Origin of the sequence: Streptomyces sp. NPDC020489 (assembly GCF_044386545.1) — a bacterium.
GTDB lineage: Bacteria > Actinomycetota > Actinomycetes > Streptomycetales > Streptomycetaceae > Streptomyces.
In genome coordinates this window covers 163,979-185,841 of the sequence record NZ_JBIRUZ010000016.1, presented here as the reverse complement: position 1 = coordinate 185,841, position 21,863 = coordinate 163,979, and the positions used below count along the sequence as shown (strand labels likewise).

General features: G+C 72.0%; 22 protein-coding genes. 3 read left to right on the top strand and 19 right to left on the bottom strand.

Annotated features, from left to right (window positions below; genetic code table 11):
- The first annotated feature begins 45 nt into the window (after window positions 1–45).
- A complete protein-coding gene (locus ACH41F_RS34935; protein WP_391237907.1) occupies window positions 46–888 on the top strand; it encodes a sugar nucleotide-binding protein in 843 nt (280 codons plus the stop codon).
- A gap of 103 nt (window positions 889–991) precedes the next feature.
- Entirely contained in the window at window positions 992–1,555 is a 564-nt protein-coding gene (locus tag ACH41F_RS34930) for a peptide deformylase (RefSeq protein ID WP_391237910.1), read from the top strand.
- Window positions 1,556–1,681: 126 nt separating this feature from the next.
- Here ACH41F_RS34930 and ACH41F_RS34925 read toward each other — a convergent pair whose 3' ends face one another.
- From ACH41F_RS34925 to ACH41F_RS34860, 14 genes are all read right to left on the bottom strand, one after another.
- Entirely contained in the window at window positions 1,682–2,608 is a 927-nt protein-coding gene (locus ACH41F_RS34925; RefSeq protein WP_398838997.1) for a carbon-nitrogen hydrolase family protein, read from the bottom strand.
- A gap of 55 nt (window positions 2,609–2,663) precedes the next feature.
- Entirely contained in the window at window positions 2,664–3,437 is a 774-nt protein-coding gene (locus ACH41F_RS34920) for a PIG-L family deacetylase (RefSeq protein WP_391237916.1), read from the bottom strand.
- A gap of 217 nt (window positions 3,438–3,654) precedes the next feature.
- Window positions 3,655–4,323 (bottom strand): exonuclease domain-containing protein, encoded by a 669-nt coding sequence (locus tag ACH41F_RS34915; RefSeq protein ID WP_391237919.1) that lies wholly within the window; start codon window positions 4,321–4,323, stop codon window positions 3,655–3,657.
- A 117-nt stretch (window positions 4,324–4,440) separates the two neighbouring features.
- Window positions 4,441–5,052 carry a methyltransferase domain-containing protein gene (locus tag ACH41F_RS34910; protein ID WP_391237922.1) on the bottom strand — a complete coding sequence of 204 codons (612 nt, stop codon included), beginning with the start codon at window positions 5,050–5,052 and terminating at the stop codon, window positions 4,441–4,443.
- Complete coding sequence (locus tag ACH41F_RS34905) at window positions 5,049–5,594, bottom strand: NUDIX domain-containing protein (protein WP_391237925.1); 546 nt, start codon at window positions 5,592–5,594, stop codon at window positions 5,049–5,051. The genes ACH41F_RS34910 and ACH41F_RS34905 overlap by 4 nt, the downstream gene beginning before the upstream one ends.
- The gene (locus tag ACH41F_RS34900; RefSeq protein WP_391237928.1) at window positions 5,591–6,106 is read right to left on the bottom strand and encodes a GNAT family N-acetyltransferase; all 516 of its coding nucleotides are present in this window, start codon (window positions 6,104–6,106) and stop codon (window positions 5,591–5,593) included. Before ACH41F_RS34900 ends, ACH41F_RS34905 begins: the two co-directional genes overlap by 4 nt.
- The gene (locus ACH41F_RS34895) at window positions 6,103–7,524 is read right to left on the bottom strand and encodes a phosphotransferase (RefSeq protein WP_391237931.1); all 1,422 of its coding nucleotides are present in this window, start codon (window positions 7,522–7,524) and stop codon (window positions 6,103–6,105) included. Before ACH41F_RS34895 ends, ACH41F_RS34900 begins: the two co-directional genes overlap by 4 nt.
- Complete coding sequence (locus tag ACH41F_RS34890) at window positions 7,521–8,333, bottom strand: methyltransferase (RefSeq protein ID WP_391237934.1); 813 nt, start codon at window positions 8,331–8,333, stop codon at window positions 7,521–7,523. Before ACH41F_RS34890 ends, ACH41F_RS34895 begins: the two co-directional genes overlap by 4 nt.
- The gene (locus ACH41F_RS34885) at window positions 8,330–9,580 is read right to left on the bottom strand and encodes a protein-L-isoaspartate O-methyltransferase (protein ID WP_391237936.1); all 1,251 of its coding nucleotides are present in this window, start codon (window positions 9,578–9,580) and stop codon (window positions 8,330–8,332) included. The genes ACH41F_RS34890 and ACH41F_RS34885 overlap by 4 nt, the downstream gene beginning before the upstream one ends.
- A 147-nt stretch (window positions 9,581–9,727) precedes the next feature.
- Window positions 9,728–11,209, bottom strand: a complete 1,482-nt coding sequence (locus tag ACH41F_RS34880; RefSeq protein ID WP_391237941.1) for an NUDIX domain-containing protein — start codon at window positions 11,207–11,209, stop codon at window positions 9,728–9,730.
- Window positions 11,210–11,324: 115 nt separating this feature from the next.
- A complete protein-coding gene (locus ACH41F_RS34875) occupies window positions 11,325–12,710 on the bottom strand; it encodes an MFS transporter (RefSeq protein ID WP_391237944.1) in 1,386 nt (461 codons plus the stop codon).
- The gene (locus ACH41F_RS34870; protein ID WP_391238309.1) at window positions 12,694–13,197 is read right to left on the bottom strand and encodes a phosphotransferase; all 504 of its coding nucleotides are present in this window, start codon (window positions 13,195–13,197) and stop codon (window positions 12,694–12,696) included. The genes ACH41F_RS34875 and ACH41F_RS34870 overlap by 17 nt, the downstream gene beginning before the upstream one ends.
- Before the next feature lie 529 nt (window positions 13,198–13,726).
- On the bottom strand, window positions 13,727–14,272 hold the full coding sequence (locus tag ACH41F_RS34865; RefSeq protein ID WP_391237947.1) for an HIT domain-containing protein: 546 nt from the start codon (window positions 14,270–14,272) through the stop codon (window positions 13,727–13,729).
- A complete protein-coding gene (locus tag ACH41F_RS34860; RefSeq protein ID WP_391237951.1) occupies window positions 14,269–16,071 on the bottom strand; it encodes an ATP-binding cassette domain-containing protein in 1,803 nt (600 codons plus the stop codon). Before ACH41F_RS34860 ends, ACH41F_RS34865 begins: the two co-directional genes overlap by 4 nt.
- Before the next feature lie 414 nt (window positions 16,072–16,485).
- Here ACH41F_RS34860 and ACH41F_RS34855 point away from each other — a divergent pair, with 414 nt between their 5' ends.
- Window positions 16,486–17,133 carry a hypothetical protein gene (locus ACH41F_RS34855; RefSeq protein WP_391237954.1) on the top strand — a complete coding sequence of 216 codons (648 nt, stop codon included), beginning with the start codon at window positions 16,486–16,488 and terminating at the stop codon, window positions 17,131–17,133.
- A 38-nt stretch (window positions 17,134–17,171) separates the two neighbouring features.
- Here the strand turns inward: ACH41F_RS34855 and ACH41F_RS34850 are convergent, their stop codons facing one another.
- The 5 genes from ACH41F_RS34850 to ACH41F_RS34830 all read right to left on the bottom strand — a co-directional run bounded on the left by ACH41F_RS34850 (window position 17,172) and on the right by ACH41F_RS34830 (window position 21,863).
- Window positions 17,172–17,942 (bottom strand): methyltransferase domain-containing protein, encoded by a 771-nt coding sequence (locus ACH41F_RS34850; RefSeq protein WP_391237957.1) that lies wholly within the window; start codon window positions 17,940–17,942, stop codon window positions 17,172–17,174.
- Between the two features lie 93 nt (window positions 17,943–18,035).
- Window positions 18,036–18,686, bottom strand: coding sequence for an HAD-IA family hydrolase (locus ACH41F_RS34845; RefSeq protein WP_391237959.1), 651 nt, complete (start codon window positions 18,684–18,686; stop codon window positions 18,036–18,038).
- A complete protein-coding gene (locus ACH41F_RS34840; RefSeq protein WP_391237962.1) occupies window positions 18,683–19,783 on the bottom strand; it encodes an aminotransferase class I/II-fold pyridoxal phosphate-dependent enzyme in 1,101 nt (366 codons plus the stop codon). The genes ACH41F_RS34845 and ACH41F_RS34840 overlap by 4 nt, the downstream gene beginning before the upstream one ends.
- Window positions 19,780–20,829, bottom strand: coding sequence for a radical SAM protein (locus tag ACH41F_RS34835; protein ID WP_391237964.1), 1,050 nt, complete (start codon window positions 20,827–20,829; stop codon window positions 19,780–19,782). Before ACH41F_RS34835 ends, ACH41F_RS34840 begins: the two co-directional genes overlap by 4 nt.
- Window positions 20,830–20,906: 77 nt before the next feature.
- Window positions 20,907–21,863: a phosphotransferase gene (locus tag ACH41F_RS34830; protein WP_391237967.1), complete on the bottom strand. Its 957-nt coding sequence runs from the start codon at window positions 21,861–21,863 to the stop codon at window positions 20,907–20,909.

The following is a 21,863-nucleotide window of genomic DNA, read 5'->3' as shown; positions in this document are numbered from 1 at the left end:
CGAAGTAGCTCGGGGCGGTGGCGCTCGCCCGTAGCGTGAGGCGGCATGACTGTGCTGATCATCGGCGGCAACGGCTTCCTGGGCGCCGAGCTGGTACGCCAGGCGGTGTCCGCCGGCCTGCACCCGGTCGCCACGTTCCATTCCCGCCCCGGTGACGACGGGGCGACCTGGCATCACCTCGACCTTCGCGACCCCCTCCGCCTGGAGGAAGTCCTCGAAACGGTGGCTCCGGCCGTGGTGATCAACGCGACGAGCGGCGGAGCGGACTGGGCGGTCACCGCCGAAAGCGGGATCCGTCTCGCCCAAGCTGCGGCCGGCCAAGGAATCCGCCTAGTGCACGTCTCCAGCGACGCCGTCTTCTCCGGCACGGGCCGCGACCGCTACGACGAGTCCTGCCTTCCGGACCCCCTCACTCCCTACGGGGCCGCGAAGGCAGCCGCCGAGACCGCCGTACGCCTCCTATGCCCCAACACCGCGGCCGTCGCCCGTACTTCCCTGATCATCGGCAACGGCCGGTCCGAGCACGAGCGGCTGGTGCATGCGCTGGCCGACGGCACCCGGCAGGGCGCCTTGTTCACCGACGACATCCGTTGCCCCGTCCACGTGACAGACCTGGCTGCCGCTCTGTGGGAGATCACCCGGTCCGACGCCGCCGGCGTGTTCCACCTCGCTGGGCCGGATGCCCTCAGCCGCTACGAGCTGGGCGAGCTCATCGCCCGCCGCGACGGGCTCGACCCCGCCCGGCTGCCCTCCGCACGCCGCTCCGATACGGGACTGCCCGGCGGGCTCGACGTACGACTCGACAGCCGCACCACCCAGCAGAAGCTGCGCACCCGGCTCCGCGGCGCCCGCGAGTTCCTGAGCGGGAACAGCCCGAAGCTGACCTGACAGGCCCCCACCACCACGCCCCTATGGAAGGCGAAACGCGCCACCCCGTGACAAGCCGTGGGGCAGACCCTCCATGACCGTTCACCAAGGGGGAGATGGTCCGATGCGCCCCAGCCAGCAGATGCGCGACCTCGACATCGTTCAGTACGGCGCGCCCGTCCTGCGTGACCCTGGCCCCCCTTCGCACTCCCCGATGAGCGGGAAACCATCGACGACGACGTCGGTCAGCTCCGACGTCATGGAGCGCATCCGCCGCACGCACGACTTCTCTGGCAAGGGCCTTGGCCTGGCTGCCCCGCAGATCGGCATCGGCCGGTCCGCAGCCGTCGTCCAACCTCCTGGATCCGCCCCCCTCGTTCTGCTCAACCCCCGTATCACCGACGCCTCCGAGGACATGGACGAGAGGTTCGAAGGGTGCCTGTCATTCTTCGACGTACGGGCACAGGTTCCCCAACCCCTGCGGATCACGGTGGAAACGATGACAGCAGCGGGCAGTACCGAGAAGGCCGTCTACGAGCGGGGCGACGCGCGGCTCATCGCGCACGAAATTGATCACCTCGACGGACTTCTGCTGATGGACCGGATGCGGCCCGGCGTGAGACCGGTCCCGGTCGAGGAGTACCGCAGGACGGCCGAGCCCACTGGCCGGCCCTGGTCGTACGAGTAGAAGAGGCGGGGCCGACCGTGGGCGGCGCGACATCCTCGCGGTGCTCCCCCCAGCGGCCGATGGGGGGGAGCACCGCGATCCGACGCGACACCAAGAGGCTCTGGCCGGTCAGGCGCGCGGGCGTTCTCAGAAGGCCGTGCGGATGTCGCTGCGCGGGTCCCCGTCTACAAGCCGGTCCTCGTAGAGCCCGTCCTGCGCCCGGCGTCGCCATGGTCGGGCGTACCGGAGGGCCACGTCGATGTCCGGGTCGGCCGAGTCGAGGTCGATGTCCGCGACCGCCAGCGCGGGCTGCCCGTCGGCGGGGCACTGCGCCAGCCACCGGCCGCCGGGCGCCACGATCCCGGACGGCACCGTGGCGCTGAACTGCGCCGGCACGGCGTAGCCAAACCAGTAGCAGTACAGCGTGCCGTAGGCCTGGGCGACGCGCGCCCTCGGAGCATCGTCGACCATCACGGAGAGCAGAACGCAGTCGACGTCCAGGCGCTCGTACTCGGCGAAGAGCGGCGGGAAGTTCGCCTCCACGCACAGCGCGCAGCCGATCCGCATGCCGTCCACCTCGAAGACGAGCGGCTCGCGGCCCGGGGTGTACAGGTAGGAGACCTCGGTATGCGACAGGAGCCGCTTGTCGTACCTGGCGACCAGCTCGCCACGGTCGGAGACGATGAAGAGGCTGTTGTGGGGCCTGTTCGGCGGCGTGAGCGGGTGTAGCGACCCGAACGCCGTCCACATCCGTAGTTCCCCAGCCAGCGCAGCGATCGACTCGGCCTCCTCGCGCAGGACGTCCCAGGCGGCACGGCTCCAGTTGGCCGGTACCAGCCCGCCGTCCGGGCCGGCCACCATCACGTGCTTGCTCGGATAGACGATCGCCCCCTCGGGGAACTGCACCAGCCGCGCACCCGCCCCGGCTGCCTCCGCCATCAGGGCCCGGATCTCCTGCCCGGCCGCTCGAAGTGCTCCTCGGTCAGTGGGATCTTCCGGCACCGTGCTCTGGGCGACCGCCAACCGCAAGGTCCGTGACCCGTTGGGGCGTTGGTCGAGTGCAGGAGTCGGCATCATCTCTCTCCGATCAGCAGGGGCTTGCTCGTGGGCGGTGAAGGTGCCCCGGGGGTCAGGCGGCCAGCCGGGCCGGGTCGCACTTCGTGGGTCCTGGGGTGAGGCGGGTGAAGTGTTCGGTACGGATGATCTGGGCGCGGTCTGCTTCGGGGAGGCGGGCGAGGATGCCGGGCAGGGGCCGCTCACGGGCGACCTCACCGCGATGCGCGAGGATCGCGCGCCACTTCGCGTCGGTCCAGGGGGTGACGTCGACGCTGGTGGTCACGTATGAGTCCGGCACCGCGAGCACCTCCTTTCCCACACCTTCGAGCAGCGGGCGGAGCAGGCCGACGCCGGACTCGGGGTGGGTGGCGGCGTACAGCGCGGCCGGCTGCCACGGGGGGCCCGCTTCCAGATACAGGCGGGCAAGTCCGGCGGCTTCGACGGCGAGCAGGGTGATCTGGTGGGTGCGTACGTGGTCGGGGTGGCCGGTCAACTGGCCGACCGCGTCATGGGTGACGACGATGTCGGGACGGAAGTCCCGGATGTGGGCGACGAGGCGGCCGATGGCCTCGTCGAAGGGAGCGTCGACGAGCCGGGGCTGGGCGGGCGCGGCCTCGGGGTTGCGGGCATCGCCGTAGCCGAGCAGGCGTGGGGAGCCAGCGCCCAGGACGGCGAGGGCGTCCGCGAGTTCGGGCGCTCGGCGGCTGTCGGGGGCCCAGGTGGCGGTGACGACCGCCGTGCGGGCGCCGGCGGCGTGGTGCTGCGCGAGCACGCCGCCGGCTAGAAGACTCTCATCGTCAGGGTGCGCGAACACTGCCAGCAGCGAAGGGAGGGACGGGTGGTTCACGGCGAAGAGGTCTCCTTGAGGTGGTAGATGGAAGGGAGGCCGGGTGATCGGCGGCGGCGAGTCGGTAGACGGTGCGCCAGCTCACCAGGCGCCGCGGCTGCGTGTGCCGCGTCGTCCAGCCGACGGGCTTGGGCAGGTGACTGTCACGGCTGGCTCTACGGGCATCGGGCCCTGAAGAGGCTGACCCCATCACGTCCTTCCTGCCGGGGGCTCCGGTTCAGAACAGGGCTCGTTGCTCCGCTTCGGGGGCTGCGTGCGGCCGCCGGTTGGGCTGCAATCCGGCTACCGCGTCCAGTTCGAGCAGAGTGCTCCACCGCCCGTCGGCGCATCCGTCGTCCAGTAGCCGGACCAGCACCTGGGTGGTGACCTCGACATCCGGCATGGCCCGGTGCCGTCCGGCCGGCTTGGGGATGCCGTAGTAGCCGAGCAGACCATCCAGCCCGTAGGAGCCGAGCCCGGGCACCGCGGCCTTGGCCAGACGCAGCGTGTCCAGCAGTGGCGTGCCAGCGAGTACAGGACAGTGCTCGGCCTGTCGGCCGATGATCCCGGCCTCCGTGGAGGCATGATGGGCGACCAGCCGGTACGGCGGCGCGGTCAGGCGGGCGTCGAGCCGCGCCAGCACTTCGGCGACCGGACGTGCCGTGGAGAGCATCTGCTGGGTAATGCCCTTGAGCTGGACGTCCCGCGCGGTCACGGGAACGTCGGCGGGCGGCCGCATCAGCTCCTCGAACCGGTCGACCTCCACCAACCGGTCGCCTACGGGGCGCAGGGCCAGCGCTGCGACCTCGATCGGCTCGGCAGGCCGTCCCGCCGGAGTGAGGCCTTCGAAATCGACCACCAAAAACGTCGTGGCAGCGAAGCGGGGATCGTTCACCAGCGCGTTCACGGTGCCACCTCCTGCCGGAACGCCCCGGCATCCGAGCGGGCGCGGCCGTAGGAGACACAGACCTCTCGGGTGCGGTTCTCGATGTCTGGCACCGGATGCTTCCTCCTGGTCACGGGGTCAGGGCCGCAGGGCGTAGCAGCGCAGGACGTCGAGGTCGGCGGTCCGTACGCAGGACCAGCCGGTTGTCAGCAGTTCGGTGTCCAAGGGGGAGATCCCGAGCTTCTGGAGGGCCGGGTTGGTGGTCGTGCGGCGGCCAGCGATCTCGGTGACGACCCAGAAGACTCCGCCGGGCGCGAGGATGCGCCGGATCCGGTCGAGGAAGGCCAGCTTGTCGTCGATCCACCGGTAGACCAGGCGGCAGGTGATGAGGGCATAGGCCGGGTGCGCAAGGACGGTGAGGTCGGCGGTGGTGATGTCCAGGCACTGCCAGGCCGGCCCCGGGCCGGGTCCGGGGTTAATGTCGTGGGCGGCGGCGAGTGCTACCGCGCTGGGGGAACAGTCGATGCCGGTCGTCAGGTAGCCGAGCTCGTGGTGGACGTGGCGGGCCAGGGCGCCGTCGCCGCTGCCGATGTCGAGGGCAAGACGGCCTTTGCCGGGAGCCAGGTGCTCGGCCATCAGCTGTTTCTCGGCCGTGCACACCTGCCGGTAGCGGCGGCCGCCTGCCCAGAGCGGCTCCCAGTACGCGGCGGGCAGGGAGTGGCCGTCCTGGCCCGGTGCTGTCGTGCTCACTGTGTGGCCTCCTCGGCGTGCGTGAGAGGACCGTCCGGTCCGGTGGCCCAGTCCCAGGCGCCGATGTAGGCCGCCACCCCGCTCCGGCGGGTCTCCATGACGGCCGTCAGCCGGTCGAAGTCCTTCACCGACATCAGCGCTTGCCACTGCTCCAGGCGCATTGCCCGTAGCTCGTCGTGCTCCTCGGGGGTGAGGACGATGCTCGCGAGCTGCTCGTCGGTGAGCCGCCAGCCGTCGAACACGAAGGTGCTGGTCGACGCCGGGAATCCGGGCCCGGGTAGGCCGAACACCGCCGCCAGCAGCCGCGGCGGTCCGGACATCTCCAGCCTGGTCTCCTCGGCGGTCTCGCGGACCGCGGCCTCCCATGGCCGTTCGCCTGCCTCCGTCGTTCCGCCGGGCCACTGCCAGGGGTGCTCGGGGCTGTAGACGCTGTGGAGCTGCACGGGCTGGTCGTGTTCGTCGGTGAAGAACACGCTGGCGGACACGACGGCCTTCGGCAGCGCCGCGGCGTACTCCTCTGGATCGAGCCTCTTCTCGTTCATCGCGCGCCCCCGTCCCGGGCCTGCGGGAGCTTCGTCATCCGCATGAGGGCCGGATCGCGCGCGAAGCCGAACTGCTCATACAGCGGCGCGGCCTCCTTGCTCGCGTGCAGCTCGTAGAGCGTTACCCCCTCCTGCTCCAGTACGTCCAGCAGCGCGGACACGGCCGCTCGGGCGAGGCCGCGCCGCCGGTGGGCGGGTTCAGTGGCCACGACGTGGATTCGGGCGGCCAGCCCCTTGGGGTACTTCGGGGCCGACAGGACGGGGTGGACCAGTGCGAGCGCGCAGGCGGCCAGCCCGCCGCCCGGCGCGTCGACGACGCAGGCGCGGGCATCGCCCCCGGGCTGCAGCCGGGATGCGAGCTGGTCGCGGCAGATGCCGAGCCACTCCTCGTCGAGAGGCTCGCTCAGGACGAGCTGAGAGCGCAGCCGCGTGATCTCAGCGGCGTCGTCCGCAGTGCCCGGCCGCGGAACGGGCCTTGTCCCGGTGCCTGGTACGTCGGTGCTATGCGTCATCGCGGGTCGCCTCCGTCGATCACGCGGGAAGCGTGCGCCGCAGCGCCGGCGCGGCAGCGCAGGAGGGTGCGGCGCCCCCGTTCGACCAGTTCCGGGTCGCCGGTCTTGCTCCCGAAGGCGATGCCGGACACCGCGTCCAAGACCGTCTCCACCAGCAGGCGCGCCCACTCGTCCTCTGTGAGACGCCGGCCGTACCCATCGAAGAACGCCTCGTAGAGGTCTTCCCGGCCGTCGAAGCTGTCGAGGAGACGGACCAGATCCCGTACGGCGGACTGGGGTTCGCTGCGCTCGAAGTCGATGACCCGCAGGGTGCCGTCACCGGACCGGCGCAGGTTGCGGAGCTGTAGATCGCCGTGGGTCACCACCGCTTCGACCGCCGGCAGCCGCACGGCACTGTTCACGACCGACCGCACGTACTCCTCGTCACCCGGCCTCAGATGCGGCCGCGCCCCTTCCAGGTGCCGCTCCAGCTTCGCGTACGGGACGACCGGCGCCGTCCCGGGCGCCGCCGGAAGGGGGCTCGCGTGGATGCGGGCCGTGAGATGGCCGATCGCCCGGAACACCCGCCGCTCCTCGTCCGACGGCAGCACCACGCCGTGCAGCGGGCGGCCCTCGACGGCGGTCAGGACGATCGCCCGTAGCGTCGCGTCGGCCGCCACCAGCCGGGGACCGGCGCCCCCGAGCCCCGGCACCCATTCGCGCAGGGCCGTGACCTCCCGGCCGTGGAAACGAGCATTCTGGTGGATCTTGACAAACCACACCCCGCCCGAAGCGTCCTGCGCGCGCCACACCCGGCTGGCGGTCCGGGCCCAGGACACGTCCGTCCAGGCGGTGATCCGGCCGACCGCCCGCTCGGCGAACTCTCGTACCTCCCGCCCAGGACGCGGCTCACCGCCGCCCGGGGCGGGCACGAGGCGGAGCCGGTCGACAGCCGGGTCGTGTTTGATCGGATCGCCCGGCTCCTGGAAGTGCAGCGCCACGGGAACACCGGCCCGATAGGCCTCCAGCCCCGCGCGGCAGTAGGCGACCATCGGCTCCGGCAGAGCGTCGAACGCAAACCAGTCCATGGCGTCGCACACCTTGGGCTCCCTGACCTCCGGCGTCCCGGACCAGCGGTGGACCTCGAAGAAGAACCCGACCCGCGCGCTCCCGGCCGGCGCCCGGTGGTGGACGGTGACTGCGGCACGCACGTCGTCCGGCTCCACCACCAGGCCCGTCTCCTCGTACGTCTCGCGCACGAGCGCGGTGACGACGTCCTCGAAGGGCCCGTCGACGTGACCGGATGGGAAGTGCCAGTGCCCCGCGGCATAGACGGTCCCGGCGCGCCGCGACAGCAGCACCTCCGGCCCCTTGCCCCCCTCTCGGACGGCGATCAAGTGCACGTCCACCGGCACCGCGTGCCGCTCGCCGCCGCTCACCGGGCACCTCCCGGCCGGCGGGCGAGCAGGACGTCGAACACCCCGTCCTCGACGAGCCCGTCCTCCTGCGCCGCGTGCTGCTCCAGCAGGGCCCGGGCCTCGGCCTCGAACCGGGGATGCCGGTCGCCGAAGAGGTCGGGGCGGGCGAAGCTGGTGCTGCGCAGGTAGCCGACCACCTTGTCCTGGGTCCACACGCGGCGGAGCGGGAAGAGATGCTCCTCGACGTCGCTGAACGGCGACTCGGCCAGGTCGTCTTCGTACCGGCGGCCCGGCTCCGCGTAGACCCCGCTGGTTCCGGCGCGACGTTCGGCGCCGAGGTAGGACTGGATCAGCTCCCGCAGCGCGACGGTCCACGGCGCCGGATGGGTCCAGAGGCTGCCGTCGCCCATGATCGCCAGCGTGGCGCCGGGGGAGGTGACACCATTGGCCATGGCCAGGACGGCCGGGCGGTCCATCCAGTGAAAGGCCCGCGCGCAGGTGACCAGATCAGCCCGGTATCCCTCCTCGGGCGCGGTGAACTCCTCGGCCCGGACGGGATGGAAGGCGGCGGACCGGCCCGCGAGAAGAGGGCGGAGGGCGAGATCGGCCTGGTCGAGCATGTCCCGGTTGGCATCTACCAGGTCCAGGCGTGCGAGCTGCGGCAGGGCGGGCAACAGGGCGGCCGGCACCTGGCCGGTCCCGGTGCCCAAATCGAGCAGAGCCGGACCGCGGATGCCGCGCACGGTGTCGGCGAGCAGGTGGACGACTTCGTCGGGGAGGCCGGGGCGGTGCCGGCCGTAGGCATCCGCCGTGGCGTGGAAGAGGCTCACAGGGCTTTCTCCGTGTGGTGCTCGGTCGGGCAGGGGGCGGCGGGTTGGTGGGGCACCGGCGCGAGCGGAGGCAGGACCCACGCCAGGGCGCGCAGGCCAGTGCCGGAGGCGACGTGCTGTGGCCCGCTGTCTTCCGGCACGGTCACCCGGTACCTGTCGGGCCGTCCGGCCAGGACCCAGCGGGCGTGCACCTCCTCGAGTTCGGCCCACACGTCCCGGGGCCCGTGGACGCGGACGGTCGACTCGCCGGGACCGGCGACCGCCCAGGAGTCCTGGTCGGGGGCGGTGATCGTCATCGTCTCGGCCTGGAAGTCGCGGACGAGACCGGGAGCGAGGTAGGCGGCCGCGAGCCAGAAGCCGTACGCGTCGTCCGGCGGCGGCGCGAGCCGGGTCGGGCGCGGTACGCCGGGGTCGGCCGTCATTCGGGGCCTCATCGTCACGGCGCTGAGCCACCGGTAGCCGAGCATGGGCCGGTATCCGCGCGGCCGCCCTCGCAGCACTGCCTCGATCTCGCCGGCCCCGGTACGGGTGGCCAGGAGCTGTCCGGGCCAGCTCGGGGTGAGGGTGGTGAGCGTCGTCAGCAGCCGCCCGCCGGGCGCGAGCTGCTCCACCCACGCCGGCGGGACGCAGGGCACGCCGATGCCGGAGTGGATCCGGTCGAACGCTCCGCCCGCCGGGTGCCCATCGAGAGCATCGCCCTCCACGACCGTCGCGCCCAGACCGAGCCGGTCGAGGTTGCGCTGGGCGAAGGCGGCCATGTGGCCGTCCCGTTCGACGCCGGCGGCGAGGCGGGGGCCGGTGACGGCGGCGGCGAGCGCGAGGGAGACTCCCGGGCCCGGGCCGAGCTCCAGGTACCGCTGCCCAGGACCCAGTTGGAGTGTCTGGAGAGCTTCGACGGTGGCTTGGCCGTAGGTCGACATCGACGTCATGTTCCCGCCGGTCACCGGCCCGCGTACGAGGGCATCGAGCGGCTCCCCGTCGCGCTGGAGCAGGACCGACTCACCGCTGTGGATCAGGTCGAGCCACTCGGCCCGGTCGTCCGGGTGCGCTCCGTCGAGCAGGCGCCACTCGATCGGCTCGACGCCCGGATCGCTCACCCGTACGTACGCGTGGGGAAGCAGCACCTCCCGCGGCACCGACAGCAGCGCCTCGCGCAGCCGGACATCGGTCAGCACGCCGTCGGCCTCAAGACGCTCCACCATGGCGGCGCGGCGCGCACCTGTCGTGGTGGACAGGTCAGCAGACATGACGGTCCTCTTCCTGACGCGGTGGATAGCAGGGCGCCGGCGCAACGGGCATGACGGTCAGGCAGCGGGCCCCAGACGCCTGCAGCGGGCAGCCCCGCGCGCCGCGCGAAGGGGCAGCGTAGGCGGCGCCGACCGCCGCGAAGCCGCTCAACGCTCCCACCCCAGTTCGCTGTAGGAGCGACCGGCCCGGATGCCCTCGATCGCGACACGGGTGTAGGGGACGATCGGCTCCGGCAGGTCCTTCGCGTCCCACCACTCCCAGGCGAGGCACCGGTCGGGTTCGCGTACCTCGGGGGTGCCCTCCCAGTGGCGGGGGCGGAAGAAGAGCTGGATTCTCGGCCGGGCTCCGGGCCTGTCCACCGTGTGCACCGTGTGGACGAGCTCGAGGTCGGCCGGATCGATGATCAGCCTGGCCTCTTCGTAGGCCTCGCGCGCGAGGCCGGCGGTCGCCGCCTCCGCCTCCAGGTGTCCGGCGAGGGCGTGCCACGTCCTCCCTGCATACGCCGAGTCCGGGTGCCGCAGCCCCAGCAGGACCTTGCCGTCCTGTTCTAGGTGGAGGTGGACGCCGACGACGTGCAGCACGGTCCCGGCCGGGGCCTCGCCGGGCAGAGGGCGAGCCGCGTCCGGGGGCTCTTCCACGGTGGGGTGTTCGGCCGCGTGGCGGCGGATCAGGTCTCCGAGTCCGGGGCTGAGCCGAAGCCGGTCGAGGGTGTCGACGGTGAACCACTTCAGCAGGACGCCTTCGCGGAGATCCACCGCTTCGGCGTCCCCGCTCCAGCGCCCGGCGTAGACGCTGATGGGCACGGCAAGGCCGTCGACGCTCGTTGCCTCCTGGACGGCGAACGGCACCAGTTCCGCGGGCTCTAGACCCGGTACCTCCTCGGCAAGCTCACGTCGCAGTGTCGCCTCGAGGCTGGCATCGTCCCGCGACCTTTTGCCTCCCACGAGGGCCAGGACCCAGGGCTCCCACATGCCCTCCCGGTCATCTCGTAGGTGCAGAAGGTACCGGCCGGCTCCGTCGTGGATCAGGGCGTTGGCGCTGACGGGCTCCGGGCGCCCGTCGAGGCCGTCCGCCTCGGCGGCCAAGAGCTTGGCCCGCAGCGTCGGGGATCGCACGTCGGCGTACGGGAGCCACTGGGCTCCGGCGACTTCCTTGTCCTGCAGATCGAGCGTGGGCGGTTGCTCGTCGGTGAGGTAGAACGCGAAGCGGACATCGAAGTGCTGGTGAGCGGGCTCGCCCTTGGCCGGGTTGGCGTCGATGTCATGCACGTCCACGTCGATCGGCTCGTCGAGGAACTGCGGGGTCAGGCAAAGGTCGCCGGGGCGCAGCCCGGCCTCTTCGCACACCTCGCGCACGGCCGCGGCCAGGAGCGTACGGTCACCCGCCTCAGCGTGGCCGCCGGGGCAAAGGAGTAGCCCTGTCACCCGATGGCCGATGTGGAGCACCCGGCGGTCGCGGTCGATGACTACGGCGCTGCAGGTGACATGGCCGGGCAGCGTGGCACGGCGGGACGGCTCCTCGGTGCCGTCGAGGACAGCCAGCAGCCCTTCCAGGGAAGGTCGTTCCTCGGCATGCCAGCTGAGGTAGGTCTCGATGGTCGCGCGGATGTCAGAGCGGGAGGGCGGCACGTGATCACCTCGGGACGTGTGGGACGGGATGTACGGGCTGGGAGGGAGAGGCGCGCGCCTGGCGGCAGGTCCGCCGATGACGGCTCCGGGCCGGGGGCCGTGTGCAGGTGGATGCTCACGGGCCACCTTCCGAGGCGCGGTCGGGCCGCACATCCACGGCGACTGCGGGATGGGGGACGGTCGGCCCCGACGGCGTCGGAGGTGTGACGGCCTCGGCTGAAGGAGAAGCCACGGCGGGTGAGCTGGGCATGTCCAGCAGACTGCGCAGCGGGGAGCGGTAGAGGACCACGAGGGGGACGAGGAGGAGGCAGGTGCCGGCGACCAGGGTGGGGCGCACGCCGATCCAGGTGCCGAGCCCGCCGGCGAGGAGCGCGGCTACTGGCCGGGCCCCGGAGGTGAGCCAGGTACTCGCGGCCTGCATGCGGGCCTGCATGCCGTCGGCGGTGACGACCTGGCGAATGGTGCGCTGGGTCGTCCCCGCGGCCGCGGCACAGGCCAGCTGAAGGAACAGCGCACCACCGATGGCGAACTGCCAGACCAGGTCCGGGGAGGCGAGGAGTAAAGGGATCTGGGTGAGCGGGGTGATCGCGAGGGCGGCGAGCATCATCGGCCCGGGCCCGTACCGCGCCGCGAGCGAGGGGGCGGCCAGAGCGCCGGCCGCCGCGCCCAGGGCTCCGATGCCCAGGACCACGCCGAAGGCGGTCGCGCCCATGGCGAGGGACCGGAGCAGGTACAGCGCCCACAAGGTATTGAGGAGCGCCAGGGCAAACGACGTCGTCGCGTTGACGAGGGTCAGGGTGCGCAGCCGGTGGTCGCCGTTCACGTAGCGCAGGCCCTCACCGATCTCGGTGTGCAGACGCCGGACTTCCGCTGCCGGCCGGGCGCTTTCGGGGGCCTGGATGCTGGCGGTGCACCAGGCGCTGACGAGGTAGGACAGGACATCCCCGAGAAGCGCCCGGGCCGGGCCGAGGAGGGCGGTCAGGGCGGCGCCGAGGTTGCTGCCCGCGGTGGCGGCGATGGCGAAGAGGCTGCCGACGCGGCTGTTGCTCCGCTGGAGCAGGGACCGGTCGACCAGGCTGGGCAGGAAGCTGATCGCGGCGGCATCGTGCAGCACCCCCGCCGCGCCTTGCACGACCGCGACCACCATCAGCTGGGTCAGGGACAGCCGGTCGAGCGCGTCCGCCACCGGCACGCTGGCCAGCGCGGCGGCGCTGACCAGGTCGCCAGCGATCATCTGCCTCCGTTTGGAGTGTCGATCGGCGAGAGCCCCGGCGTGCAATGCCAGCAGTGCGGGCGGCAGTTGGCCCAGGAACGTCAGCCAGGCGACCTCGGCGGTGGTCGCATCCAGTTCGAGCACCGCCAGCACGGGGATCACCATGCTGCTGATCGAACTGCCGGTCACGCTGGCTGCCTGCCCGGTCAGGTAGCGGCGGAAGTTGCGGTGCCGCCACAACGACGGCCGGGTGCCGGGAGAGGAGGAGGGGTCAGTGGAGGAAGTCATGGAGCACCTCCTCGGCCTCCGGCAGGCGCTCGCACAGCTCGGCCATGGCCGCCTGCCGGTTGCGGCCGTACGCCTCGAGTTCGGGGGTGACGGCGGCCGGGTCGTCGACGGCCTCGGACAGGGGATACACCGAGCAGGCCAGGTATCCGGCGGCAAGGCGGGGCACGGCTAGGAGCTCTTCGGCCGGCAGCGCCGGGTTGGCTGCCCGGCAGGCAGCGACAGCTTCGGCGAGGCCGGTAGGCCACTGCGGCTGCGCCAGGACAGTGCGCGGGTCCAGGACGATCCGCCCGAGCTCCCAGGCGGGGCTGCGGTGACCGGGCGGTCGGAAGTCGATCAATGCCGCCACCTGCTGCCCGCGAAGGAGCAGGTTGGGCGAGGCCAGGTCTCCGTGGACGGTCTGCACGTCAACGTCGTCGGCAGCCCTTTGACCATGGCGGCCACGGCAGGCAGCGCGTCGAGCCGCTGGGCGGCGGTCTCCCGTGCCCAGGCGGGAAAGCCCGAGGCGGGCGGCCTCTTGGCGAAGAGGACGAGCAGCCGGTCAAGGCGCTGCCGGGCCCGCTTCACGTCGCAGACTTCCCGGGCGGGCACACGGCGCGGAGGCCCGGCCGGGTGCCGGGCCAGGGTCCGGTGCAGGCACCCGACGGTCTCGCCCACCGCGGCCCACCGATCGCCGGACAGGCCGCCCTCCGCCGTCTGCGTGTCCTCGACGAACGCCGCGACCGGCACCGCCATGTCGCCGGCGGCCGCGATGAGGTCACCTTCCAGGGTCTTGCGTACTACCGGCACCGGGATCCGGCCGAGCAGCGCGAAGTCGCCGAGCTCGAGCGCCTGGCGCTCCGCGTCCAGATCGGTGCCCGCCGGGTAGGCCTTCATGAACCACCGGGCTCCGTCGCTGTCCCGGGCCACGTAGTTGCGAGTGGCGGTCCCCGCAGGACCTTCGCCGACCAAGGTCGGGACGATCCGGTAGAACAGCGTCAGGATCCCCGCCACGACCATCACGTCCGACTCTGAGGCGTTCATCGCGGCGCCCCCGGGTGGCCGGAGGGATGCAGCAGCTGGCGCAGTGCTCGGGCATCCGCCTGCAAACGCTCCTCGTCCTGCTGTCCGAGATCGAGCGCGTCGAAGGGGAGCGGGCCGCCCGGCGCTGGATCCGTTCCGGCTTCACGTCGCGGAACGCAGTGCCAGTGGGCGTGCGGGATCTGGTTCCCCAGCAGCAGGTAGTTCATCTTCAGCGGCTCGTAGAGCGCCTCCACCGCGCGGCCCAGGGCCAGGACGTCGCGCCAGAAGGCGGCCGTCTCCTCCTCGTCCAGCTCGGTGGGTTCGGCGATATGACGGCCGGTGTAGATCACGACGGCATACCCGCGGACGTGGCCGCTGCGCCACAGGTAGGCGTTGCTGACCTCCCCGCGCCGTACAAGCAGGCCCCAGCCGATGTCGTCGGCGTCGAAGTCGTTCTGGCACATCGGGCAGCCAGCGCCGACCCGGTGCGCGGTGAAGTCCGTTGGCCAGGCGCTGCTGGCTGGCGAGTGCGCGGACTGGGCCTGAGGGGGGTCGGGGATCATGCTGCCTCCCCGGCGGTGCGCTGCTGGAGTTCCCACAGAGAGCGGAACAGCCCCGGCTCGCGGGTGAGCTGCGCGTAGGTCCCCTCCTGCACCAGGCGTCCCTCGTCGAGGACGACGATGCGGTCGGCCACAGCGACATTGGTGAGCCGGTGCGTGATCAGGAGAATGGCCCGGTCCTTGGCCAGCTCCCGCAGTCCGGTGAAGACGTGGTGCTCAGCTCGGGCGTCGAGGGCGGCCGTGGGCTCGTCCATCACCAACAGGGCCGCATCGCGGTGGAAGGCCCGGGTGAGCACGACGCGCTGCCACTGCCCGCCGGACAGCTGCTGGCCGCCGAACCACTCGGAGGTCAACAGGGTGTCGAGGCCGGACCGGAGAGCGGGCAGCATGTCGGCGGCTCCGGACGCCGCGCAGGCCGCCAGGACGGCGGCGTCACTGCGGTCGCCCTGCCCGAAGGTGATGTTGTCCCGCAGGGTCAGCGGCAGGTACGTGTACCTCTGCGGGGCCAAGGCCACGTGTTTCCAAGCCTTCCAGGGCTCCATCTCGGTCGTGGTCGTGTGGTCCCAGGCCACCTCGCCGGAGGTGGGCAGGAGCAGGCCGCAGATCAGCCGGGACAGCGTGGACTTCCCCGATCCGTTCTCTCCGACCAGGGCCACGATCTCTCCGCGCCGTACCTGCAGCGACACCCCGCTCAGGCTGTCCCGCTCGGCGCCGTCGTATCGGTAGGTGACGTCGCGGACCTCGAACCGCTCCGGGGCCGCGGACAGCGTCTTCGTCCCGCGAGAGCCGGCCATGGCCTGGCCGTGGGCGTTGTCGAGGAAGTTCTGCCAGTCCTGCACGTACCAGCCGGTGCGCACCAGCCGGGCGCCGCCGTTGATGATGCCGCGGACGGATCCGGTCGCCGTCTGGAGGGCGAAGACCGCGCCTCCTCCGGCCGCCAGGTCCATGCGCCCGGAGGCCAGGAGCCACAGCAGCGCAGCCCACACCGCGGCCGAGGCCACCCCGCCGGCGGCCGCGCCCGCGAGGCCCATCCACGCGCCCGTATCCGCGGCCTTGCGTTCGGCGGCGTTGACCGAGGCGGCGAGCCGCCGATACCGGCCGAGGAGGAACGGGCCGGCCAGGCAGGCGCGCATCTCCTCGCTGGACTCCATGTAGGCCATGTGCCAGCGCAGCTTGTGCAGCATCCGGCGCCGACCCGAGGTCTCCAAACCGGCCAGGTACACCACGCGTGCGGCCCGCACGTAGGCGGCCGCCTGGGGCAGGCACGCCAGCAGCAGCAAGGGGAGGAGGAGCGGGTGGATCACGGCGAGGACGGTGGCTCCGGCCGCGAGGGTCGCGGTGGCGGCCAGCACGTCTTGGGCTTCCTCCACGAGGTCTGGGGTGACCTGGGAGCCGCGGTCGGCGATGTCGTAGAAGTCGTTGTAGCCGGGCTGATTGTTCGCGGCGAGCTCGGCGCCGAGCGCCGCCTCGATCATGGTGAGTTCCGCGGCCCGGGCCAGGAAGGGCCGCAGCCGCCCGGTCAGCCACGTCACCGTGATGCCCAGCAGAGCGCGAAGGCCGGTCGCCGCTGCGATGACGGCCAGCTGCGGGGCCGCCTCCCACAGCCGGTCGGAGATGTCGCCGGAGGAGATCAGCGCGGTCAGGGTCCCGGTGACGGCCAGCAGGCCCAAGGCCGCGAGCACGCCGGTGCCGACCTGGCAGGCCAGCAGGCCGGCCGTCGCGACCCGGTCGACCCGCCAGGCCATCTTCAGGGACCGCAGCACCAGCGCGGGCAGGCGCCGCGCCATCGTGACGGTCGTCATCTGCGCACCAGCCTGAAGCCGAGAGGTATCCCGGTAGAGGAACTCCTCCTCCTGCGGCGTGCTCACAGCATCTTCCGGAGGGCCCGCCTCCGATACGTTCTCGCCCTGCTGCTCGGATGTACTGCTTGTGCTCAAGCTGTCCCCCGATCTGTCGGTCACGGCTGGTCCGTGATGCTCAACGAGCTGGCCGAGATATCGAACTGGTGTGTTTCAGTCGCTCCCGATTTCCCGAGATAGAGCGGGTGGTGGCACGTGGAAGATGCACGAACCCGTCCGGCGCAACGGGTCTGCCGAGCTGCGTGGTTGGCCGAATCGCCGAGGTTCGCACCGGCGGGCGGGTGTGGCCTGGTGGGCTGGCCGCAGCAACGCCGTAATGGCCGCGCGCCGCCGCACGGGGTCGATATCGTGGTGCCGGTGCGGATGATGGATGCCGAGTTCGGTTCCACGACCTTCGTGGTCGTCGATGTGGAGATGCGTCGCCAGCCCGGCGGCCTTGTTCCGGCGGCCGTAGCCGCCCTCGCTCTCAGCGGGGCGGACTTCCAGCCCTTGTGGCGGGTTCACCAGGAGATCCGCGAGGAGCTTCATTCCTCCTGGAAGAAGCCGCGGCCGCCTCGACTGCCTCACGAACTCCCAGAGGGGTCCGCGGGACTCGCCCTGCGGGAGATCGAGCGGCATGTCACGGCGCAGCCGCATCGGATCGTCGCCGCGCTGGGCTTTATCGAGGCCTCGCTGCTGCACACCGAGCGGGCCGCGTGCCCGCGTCTGGCCTCCCTCACCCGCTGGGACGCGGTGGAGCTCGCTCGAACCGCCTGTCCCGGCGTCGAGGGAGGGTTCGAGGAGCTCGCCCGGTATCTGGGTGTGCGGCTGCCTCCGGGACCCCGGCCCGCCACCCAGGAGGCCTGGGCGGTGGCCCAGGTGTTTCGACACGCGGTCAAGCGCGGTACGGCCGAGGGCCGGTGGTCGACCTTCGCTCAGCTGGAGGAGATCGCCGGGACCGCGGCGAAGCCAGTCGAGGAGAAGTACCTTCCGCCGCCCACGGTCCAGGGCTCGCTGTTCGGCTGACGGCCCCGGTTCCGGCCCGGGCCCCGGGGTCGGGCCGGTCATGCCCGGCGTGCGACGACGATGCATCGCGTGCTGTCGCCGGTGAGAGGGCTGCCGTCATACCCGCCGAACGTGCCGTGAACCGTGAACCCGGCTTCGGCGAACGCCCCCCGGAGCTCCTCTGGGGTGTAGAGGCGCGAGGAGCTGTGGAACGGTTCGACGTGGCCGTCCTCGTAGCGGGTGGACATGCGGCTGTTGAGCCGGGCGGTCGCCGGGTCCCAGGTGGTGTGCACGGTGGTCGTCGCCTCAGGACCTTTCAGGATCCGGGTGCCCACCTTGGCCGTGGCGCTGTTGGGCGGGAAGTGATCCATCCCCAGGAGGGCGCCGGGCCGCAGGACACGGGCGGCCTCCTTCAACACGACGAGGTCTTCCTCGGGGGTATCGAGGAACCCGAAGCTCCGCAGCATCAAGACGGCGTCGGCCGAGGCGTTGTGGAAGGGCAGCGCCCGGACGTCGGCGCGTACGAAACGGGGGCGCCGGCCGTTGGCGCCTGCCGACGAGGCGGCGTGCGCGAGCATGTCGGGGGACAGGTCCACCCCGACGGTGCGGGGGAAGCCGCGCCGGGTGAATTCGTGCGTGTGACGGCCGAAGGCGCAGCACAGATCGAGGATCGCCTGGCTGGGCTGAAGGCCCATATGGTGGATGAAGAAACCGACACTGCGGCGGGTCTTGGCGTGGTTGTGGTGGCTGTAGCGCTGGTGGGGGCCGCGGCCACGGTAGTTGGTGATCCACCAAGGTTCTTGATCGGGTACGGCTTGGGCGCGGGGCATGGCACTCCGAGGGCGCAAGAGGACGGGACGGTGGAGCTCTGGCTCGTGCGCGCGGCGCCCCGTCCACGGGCATGGACAGGGGCACCGCGCGGGTCACCCCGGGATGAGGCCGGGCACGGGAACGAGCAGGCCGTCACGGACGGCGAGGACCCGCATGCCGGCCTCCAATGCGGACGTGATGCCGTCCGGCGCGTCGTCGACGGCCAGGCACCGGGAGGGCGCTCGCCCGATCAGCCGGGCGGCCTCCAGGTACGCGTCGGGGGCCGGCTTCCCGCGCGCCACCGATTCGGCCGTCACCACGACCGGCAGGAGCTCGCCGAGGTCCAGCCGGTCGATGAGGGGATGGATGAGAACTCCGGCCGCGGCGGAGGCGACGGCCCGCGGCAGACCCAGAGCCTCGGCCCGCCGCAGCAGGTTCATCGTGCTGTCGATCAGCCGCGGCGGCGGCTCGTTGAGCAGCAGGCGCCGGCTGGCGGGCACGATCTCCTCGACCGGGAGCGTGCGCGGGCCCGCGAGGCGGACGATGACCTCGCGGATGGGCAGCCCGCAGTTCAGGGCGTACCACTGCGGGTCGACGTCCACGCCGTATGGGGCAAGAGCCTGCTGGAGCGCGCTCAGCCGGATCTCGGCGTTGTCGACGACGGTGCCGTCCCAGTCGACGACGACGCCGTCGACGTCCTGGAGCAGCTCGTCCACCGTGGGTGCAGCCGCCGGGACGGGCTGCGGCGGGAGGTTCACGGTCATCGTCCCTCCGCCCAGCTCTTGGCCTCGCGCTGGATGGTTTCAGCGAAGCGGTGCAGGTCGGCCTCGGTGGTCTGCTGCTGAAGGGTGACGGCCAGCATCCGGTCCACGGTCTCGGCGGCGCGCGGGCAGTCGGCCGGGCTCAGGTCCTGGCAGGCCGGGTGCTGGTGTGCCGCCCGGAGCCGGTAGGTGCCGACGGAGTTGGCCACCCCGGCCTCGGCCAGGCGGGTGCTGAAGTCCCGGGGGCGGTCGATCTCGACGCGCCACAGGGCGCTGTACCCGTTCGGGATGTCGTCGGGAGCAGGGGCGTGCACGGTGAGCCCCGGGATGTCACCGACGAGGTCGTAGAGCTGGCGGGCCTGCTCGCGGCGCCGGGCCACGGCCTGGTCCAGGGCCTTCAGGTGGTGCCGGGCGAGCGCGGCGAGGGGTTCGGCCAGGCGGTAGTTCATCCCCCGCCGGCTGGCGGCCGGTGCGCCCGAGGCGGGGGTGAGCCAGTGCGTACGGTACGCGGCGGCGCGCTCGGCGAGGGTGTCGTCGTCGGTGAGGAGGTAGCCGCCCTCCCCGCAGGAGATGATCTTGCCGTCCTTGAGGGAGAAGCAGCCGATGCTGCCGACCGTGCCGGCCGTGCGCCCCCGAGTGGTGCTGCCCTGGGCCTGGCAGGCGTCCTCCACGACGTGCAGGCCGGCCGACTGCGCGTGCGCGGCGAGGTCGATCAGGCCGTCGGTCCGTCCGGCGAGGTGGACGGGGACGATCGCTCGGGTGCGCTCGGTGGTCTTGGCGGCTACGTCGGCCAGATTCATGCCGCGCCCGTCCTCGGCGGCGTCGACGAAGACCGGACGGGCGCCGACGGCGGTCACGGCGGACACCGTCATGATCACGGTGGCGGCGGGGAGGAGGACCTCGTCGCCAGGGCCGACGCCGCAGGCGACCAGGGCGGTGTGCAGCGCCGCCGTGCCGGAGGAGACCGCGATGGCGTGCCGGACTCCGTGGACGGTGGCGAGTTCGGCTTCCAGGGCGGCGGCCTCGGCGCGGCCGGCCGGGTCCGGCATGCGGTCGATGGACGCCTTGAGCGCGTCCAGGGCGTGGGAGGTCGTCGTCACGCGGGGCTCCCGGAGGTCGGGGTGCCCAGCACCCGGTCGAAGTCCATCAGGGGCCACATGTTCACGCAGTCGACGCTGAACAGGGCGCAGTCGCTCCCGCAGCCGGAGGGCTTGCCGAAGAGCTCGGCCGCGTCGGCGCCCTTGATGGTGCGGTGGCGCTCGGTGGGCGTGGCGGCCATCTTCAGGGAGGACGGGCAGTCCCAGAGCGAGCCGTCGGGCTCGGCGAAGTACAGGGTGTCCCCGCCGAAGCAGCCCTCGACGGCTCCGGTGAGGTGGTGGATGGCGGAGGCGACCTGGCCGGGGTAGGTCCGGGGCGGGAGCTGGAGGGGGAGGCCGGCAGCGTAGAGACGGTCGAACTGTTCCTCCAGGACGGGTAGTTCGGCGTCGGTGAGGACCAGGGTGTCGTAGAGGCTGTGCCCCTCGGGCAGCGCGACGGGCTGGGGCACGGCGTAGTCGCAGCCGAGGTCGGCGGCCAGCTGCGGCACGCCGAGGACGTCCGGCAGGTTGAGCTTGGTGATGACGTTGTAGAGGCCGACGCGGGGCCGGCCCTGCGGGCCGCGGGCGGCCAGCAGGGCCTTGATGCCGCTGACGACGCCCTCCCAGCCGTCACCCTCCTTGCGGGGCGGGCGCCAGGTGTCGTTGTAGTCGGGGTCGGTGGAGTCCAGCGAGACGGAGAAGCCGTCCACTCCCAGCTCTACCAGGCGGCGGGCCATGTCCGGCTGGTTGAGGGCCACGCCGCTGGTGCACACCACGACCTCGAGTCCTCCGCCCTTGAGGATCTCGATGAGGTCGAGGATGGGCCGCCACATGAGCGGCTCGCCGCCAGCGAGGAAGACCCGCCCTACAGCGGAGCCGGGGAGGGTGCGGGCGAAGGCCATCACCTGCTCGGTGGGCAGGTCGTGGGGCGAGAAGTGCGACAGCAGGCCGGGGGTCTTGTCGACGCGCTGCTCGTCGAGCCAGGTGAAGTAGCAGGGCTTGCACTTGTGCGAGCCGCAGTAGGAACGCAGTGCCCACAGCAGGCTGGCGGTCCTCGGTATCGCGGTCATGGTCTTCCCTCACGTAGTCGGAGGCGCGGCGGCCGCGCGCGGGCGGCCGCCACTCGGTCGGCTGGTTCGACGGGTGTTCAGCCGTGCCAGGGGTTGTCGGGGCTCTGCAGGAGCCGTACGCGGGCGTGCTGGGTGGCGAACTCGTCAGCGCGGGTGTGCCGCTGCTTCCACAGCACGGCGAGCCAGCGCAGGGCACAGGTGCGCTGGGCGGCGAGGAAGAGGTGGCGGTTGGCGGGGGTGATGCCGAGGTCGGGCAGGAGCGTGATCCAGGTGCTGTCGGGGATCTCGCGGGCGCTGATGTGTTCGATCAGGTCGGCGGCGTCGAAGTGGACGGTGCTGTGCCCGCTGTACTCGAAGTCGACGCAGGGGCTGGAGGCTCCGTCGCGCAGCCAGTTGTTGAGGTTGGAGTCGCCGCGGGAGAGCACGGCCGGGGCGGAGGTGTCGTCGACGAGCTCGGCGTCACCGCTGGCGTGCCAGGCGGTGAGCAGGGCGCGCATGTCGGCGGTCAGCGGGTCGTCCTCGTGGCCGGCGAGGAGTTCGGGCCAGCTGCCGGTCAGGCGCAGCATGTAGTGGGAGCCGGAGTCGATGCGCTCCAGTTCGGCCATCAGCCCGGACAGCGGCACGGCGTGGAGGCGCTCGGTGGTCTGGGCCAGGCCCTTGAGGGCGGCTTCAAGGTCGGGGCTCTCCAGCAGCGGCGTGCCCTTCAGCAGCGTCATGCCGACGGCGGGGACCTCGTCGTGCTGGTCGAGCCACAGCGGGCGGGGGACATCGCTGATGGCGTGCTCGGCGAGCAGGTTCAGGGCCGCCCACTCGCGGTCCACGCGCCGGCGGTGGTTGCCCTTGGCGTAGAGCTTGACGCAGATGGGCCCGGCCTCGGGGTCATCCCAGGCGTAGACGTGGTTCTGGAAGCCGCCGGTGAGCGGGCGCAGGCCGTGGCCGGCGAGCACTTCCTTGAGGCGGGTCTCGCTGCCGGTGCGGGCGCCGCGCAGGTCGGTGAGAAGCGCGGCGGGCGGGGCGAGGCGCGTGGGGTGCAT

Excerpts from the sequence above, each read along its gene's own strand:
- ACH41F_RS34935 (WP_391237907.1), top strand. The coding sequence starts at position 46 with ATGACTGTGCTGATCATCGGCGGCAACGGCTTCCTGGGCGCCGAGCTG.
- ACH41F_RS34930 (WP_391237910.1), top strand. The coding sequence starts at position 992 with ATGCGCCCCAGCCAGCAGATGCGCGACCTCGACATCGTTCAGTACGGC.
- ACH41F_RS34925 (WP_398838997.1), bottom strand. The coding sequence starts at position 2,608 with ATGCCGACTCCTGCACTCGACCAACGCCCCAACGGGTCACGGACCTTG.
- ACH41F_RS34905 (WP_391237925.1), bottom strand. The coding sequence starts at position 5,594 with ATGAACGAGAAGAGGCTCGATCCAGAGGAGTACGCCGCGGCGCTGCCG.
- ACH41F_RS34900 (WP_391237928.1), bottom strand. The coding sequence starts at position 6,106 with ATGACGCATAGCACCGACGTACCAGGCACCGGGACAAGGCCCGTTCCG.
- ACH41F_RS34885 (WP_391237936.1), bottom strand. The coding sequence starts at position 9,580 with ATGTCTGCTGACCTGTCCACCACGACAGGTGCGCGCCGCGCCGCCATG.
- ACH41F_RS34875 (WP_391237944.1), bottom strand. The coding sequence starts at position 12,710 with ATGACTTCCTCCACTGACCCCTCCTCCTCTCCCGGCACCCGGCCGTCG.
- ACH41F_RS34865 (WP_391237947.1), bottom strand. The coding sequence starts at position 14,272 with ATGATCCCCGACCCCCCTCAGGCCCAGTCCGCGCACTCGCCAGCCAGC.
- ACH41F_RS34860 (WP_391237951.1), bottom strand. The coding sequence starts at position 16,071 with ATGACGACCGTCACGATGGCGCGGCGCCTGCCCGCGCTGGTGCTGCGG.
- ACH41F_RS34850 (WP_391237957.1), bottom strand. The coding sequence starts at position 17,942 with ATGCCCCGCGCCCAAGCCGTACCCGATCAAGAACCTTGGTGGATCACC.
- ACH41F_RS34845 (WP_391237959.1), bottom strand. The coding sequence starts at position 18,686 with ATGACCGTGAACCTCCCGCCGCAGCCCGTCCCGGCGGCTGCACCCACG.
- ACH41F_RS34835 (WP_391237964.1), bottom strand. The coding sequence starts at position 20,829 with ATGACCGCGATACCGAGGACCGCCAGCCTGCTGTGGGCACTGCGTTCC.
- ACH41F_RS34830 (WP_391237967.1), bottom strand. The coding sequence starts at position 21,863 with ATGCACCCCACGCGCCTCGCCCCGCCCGCCGCGCTTCTCACCGACCTG.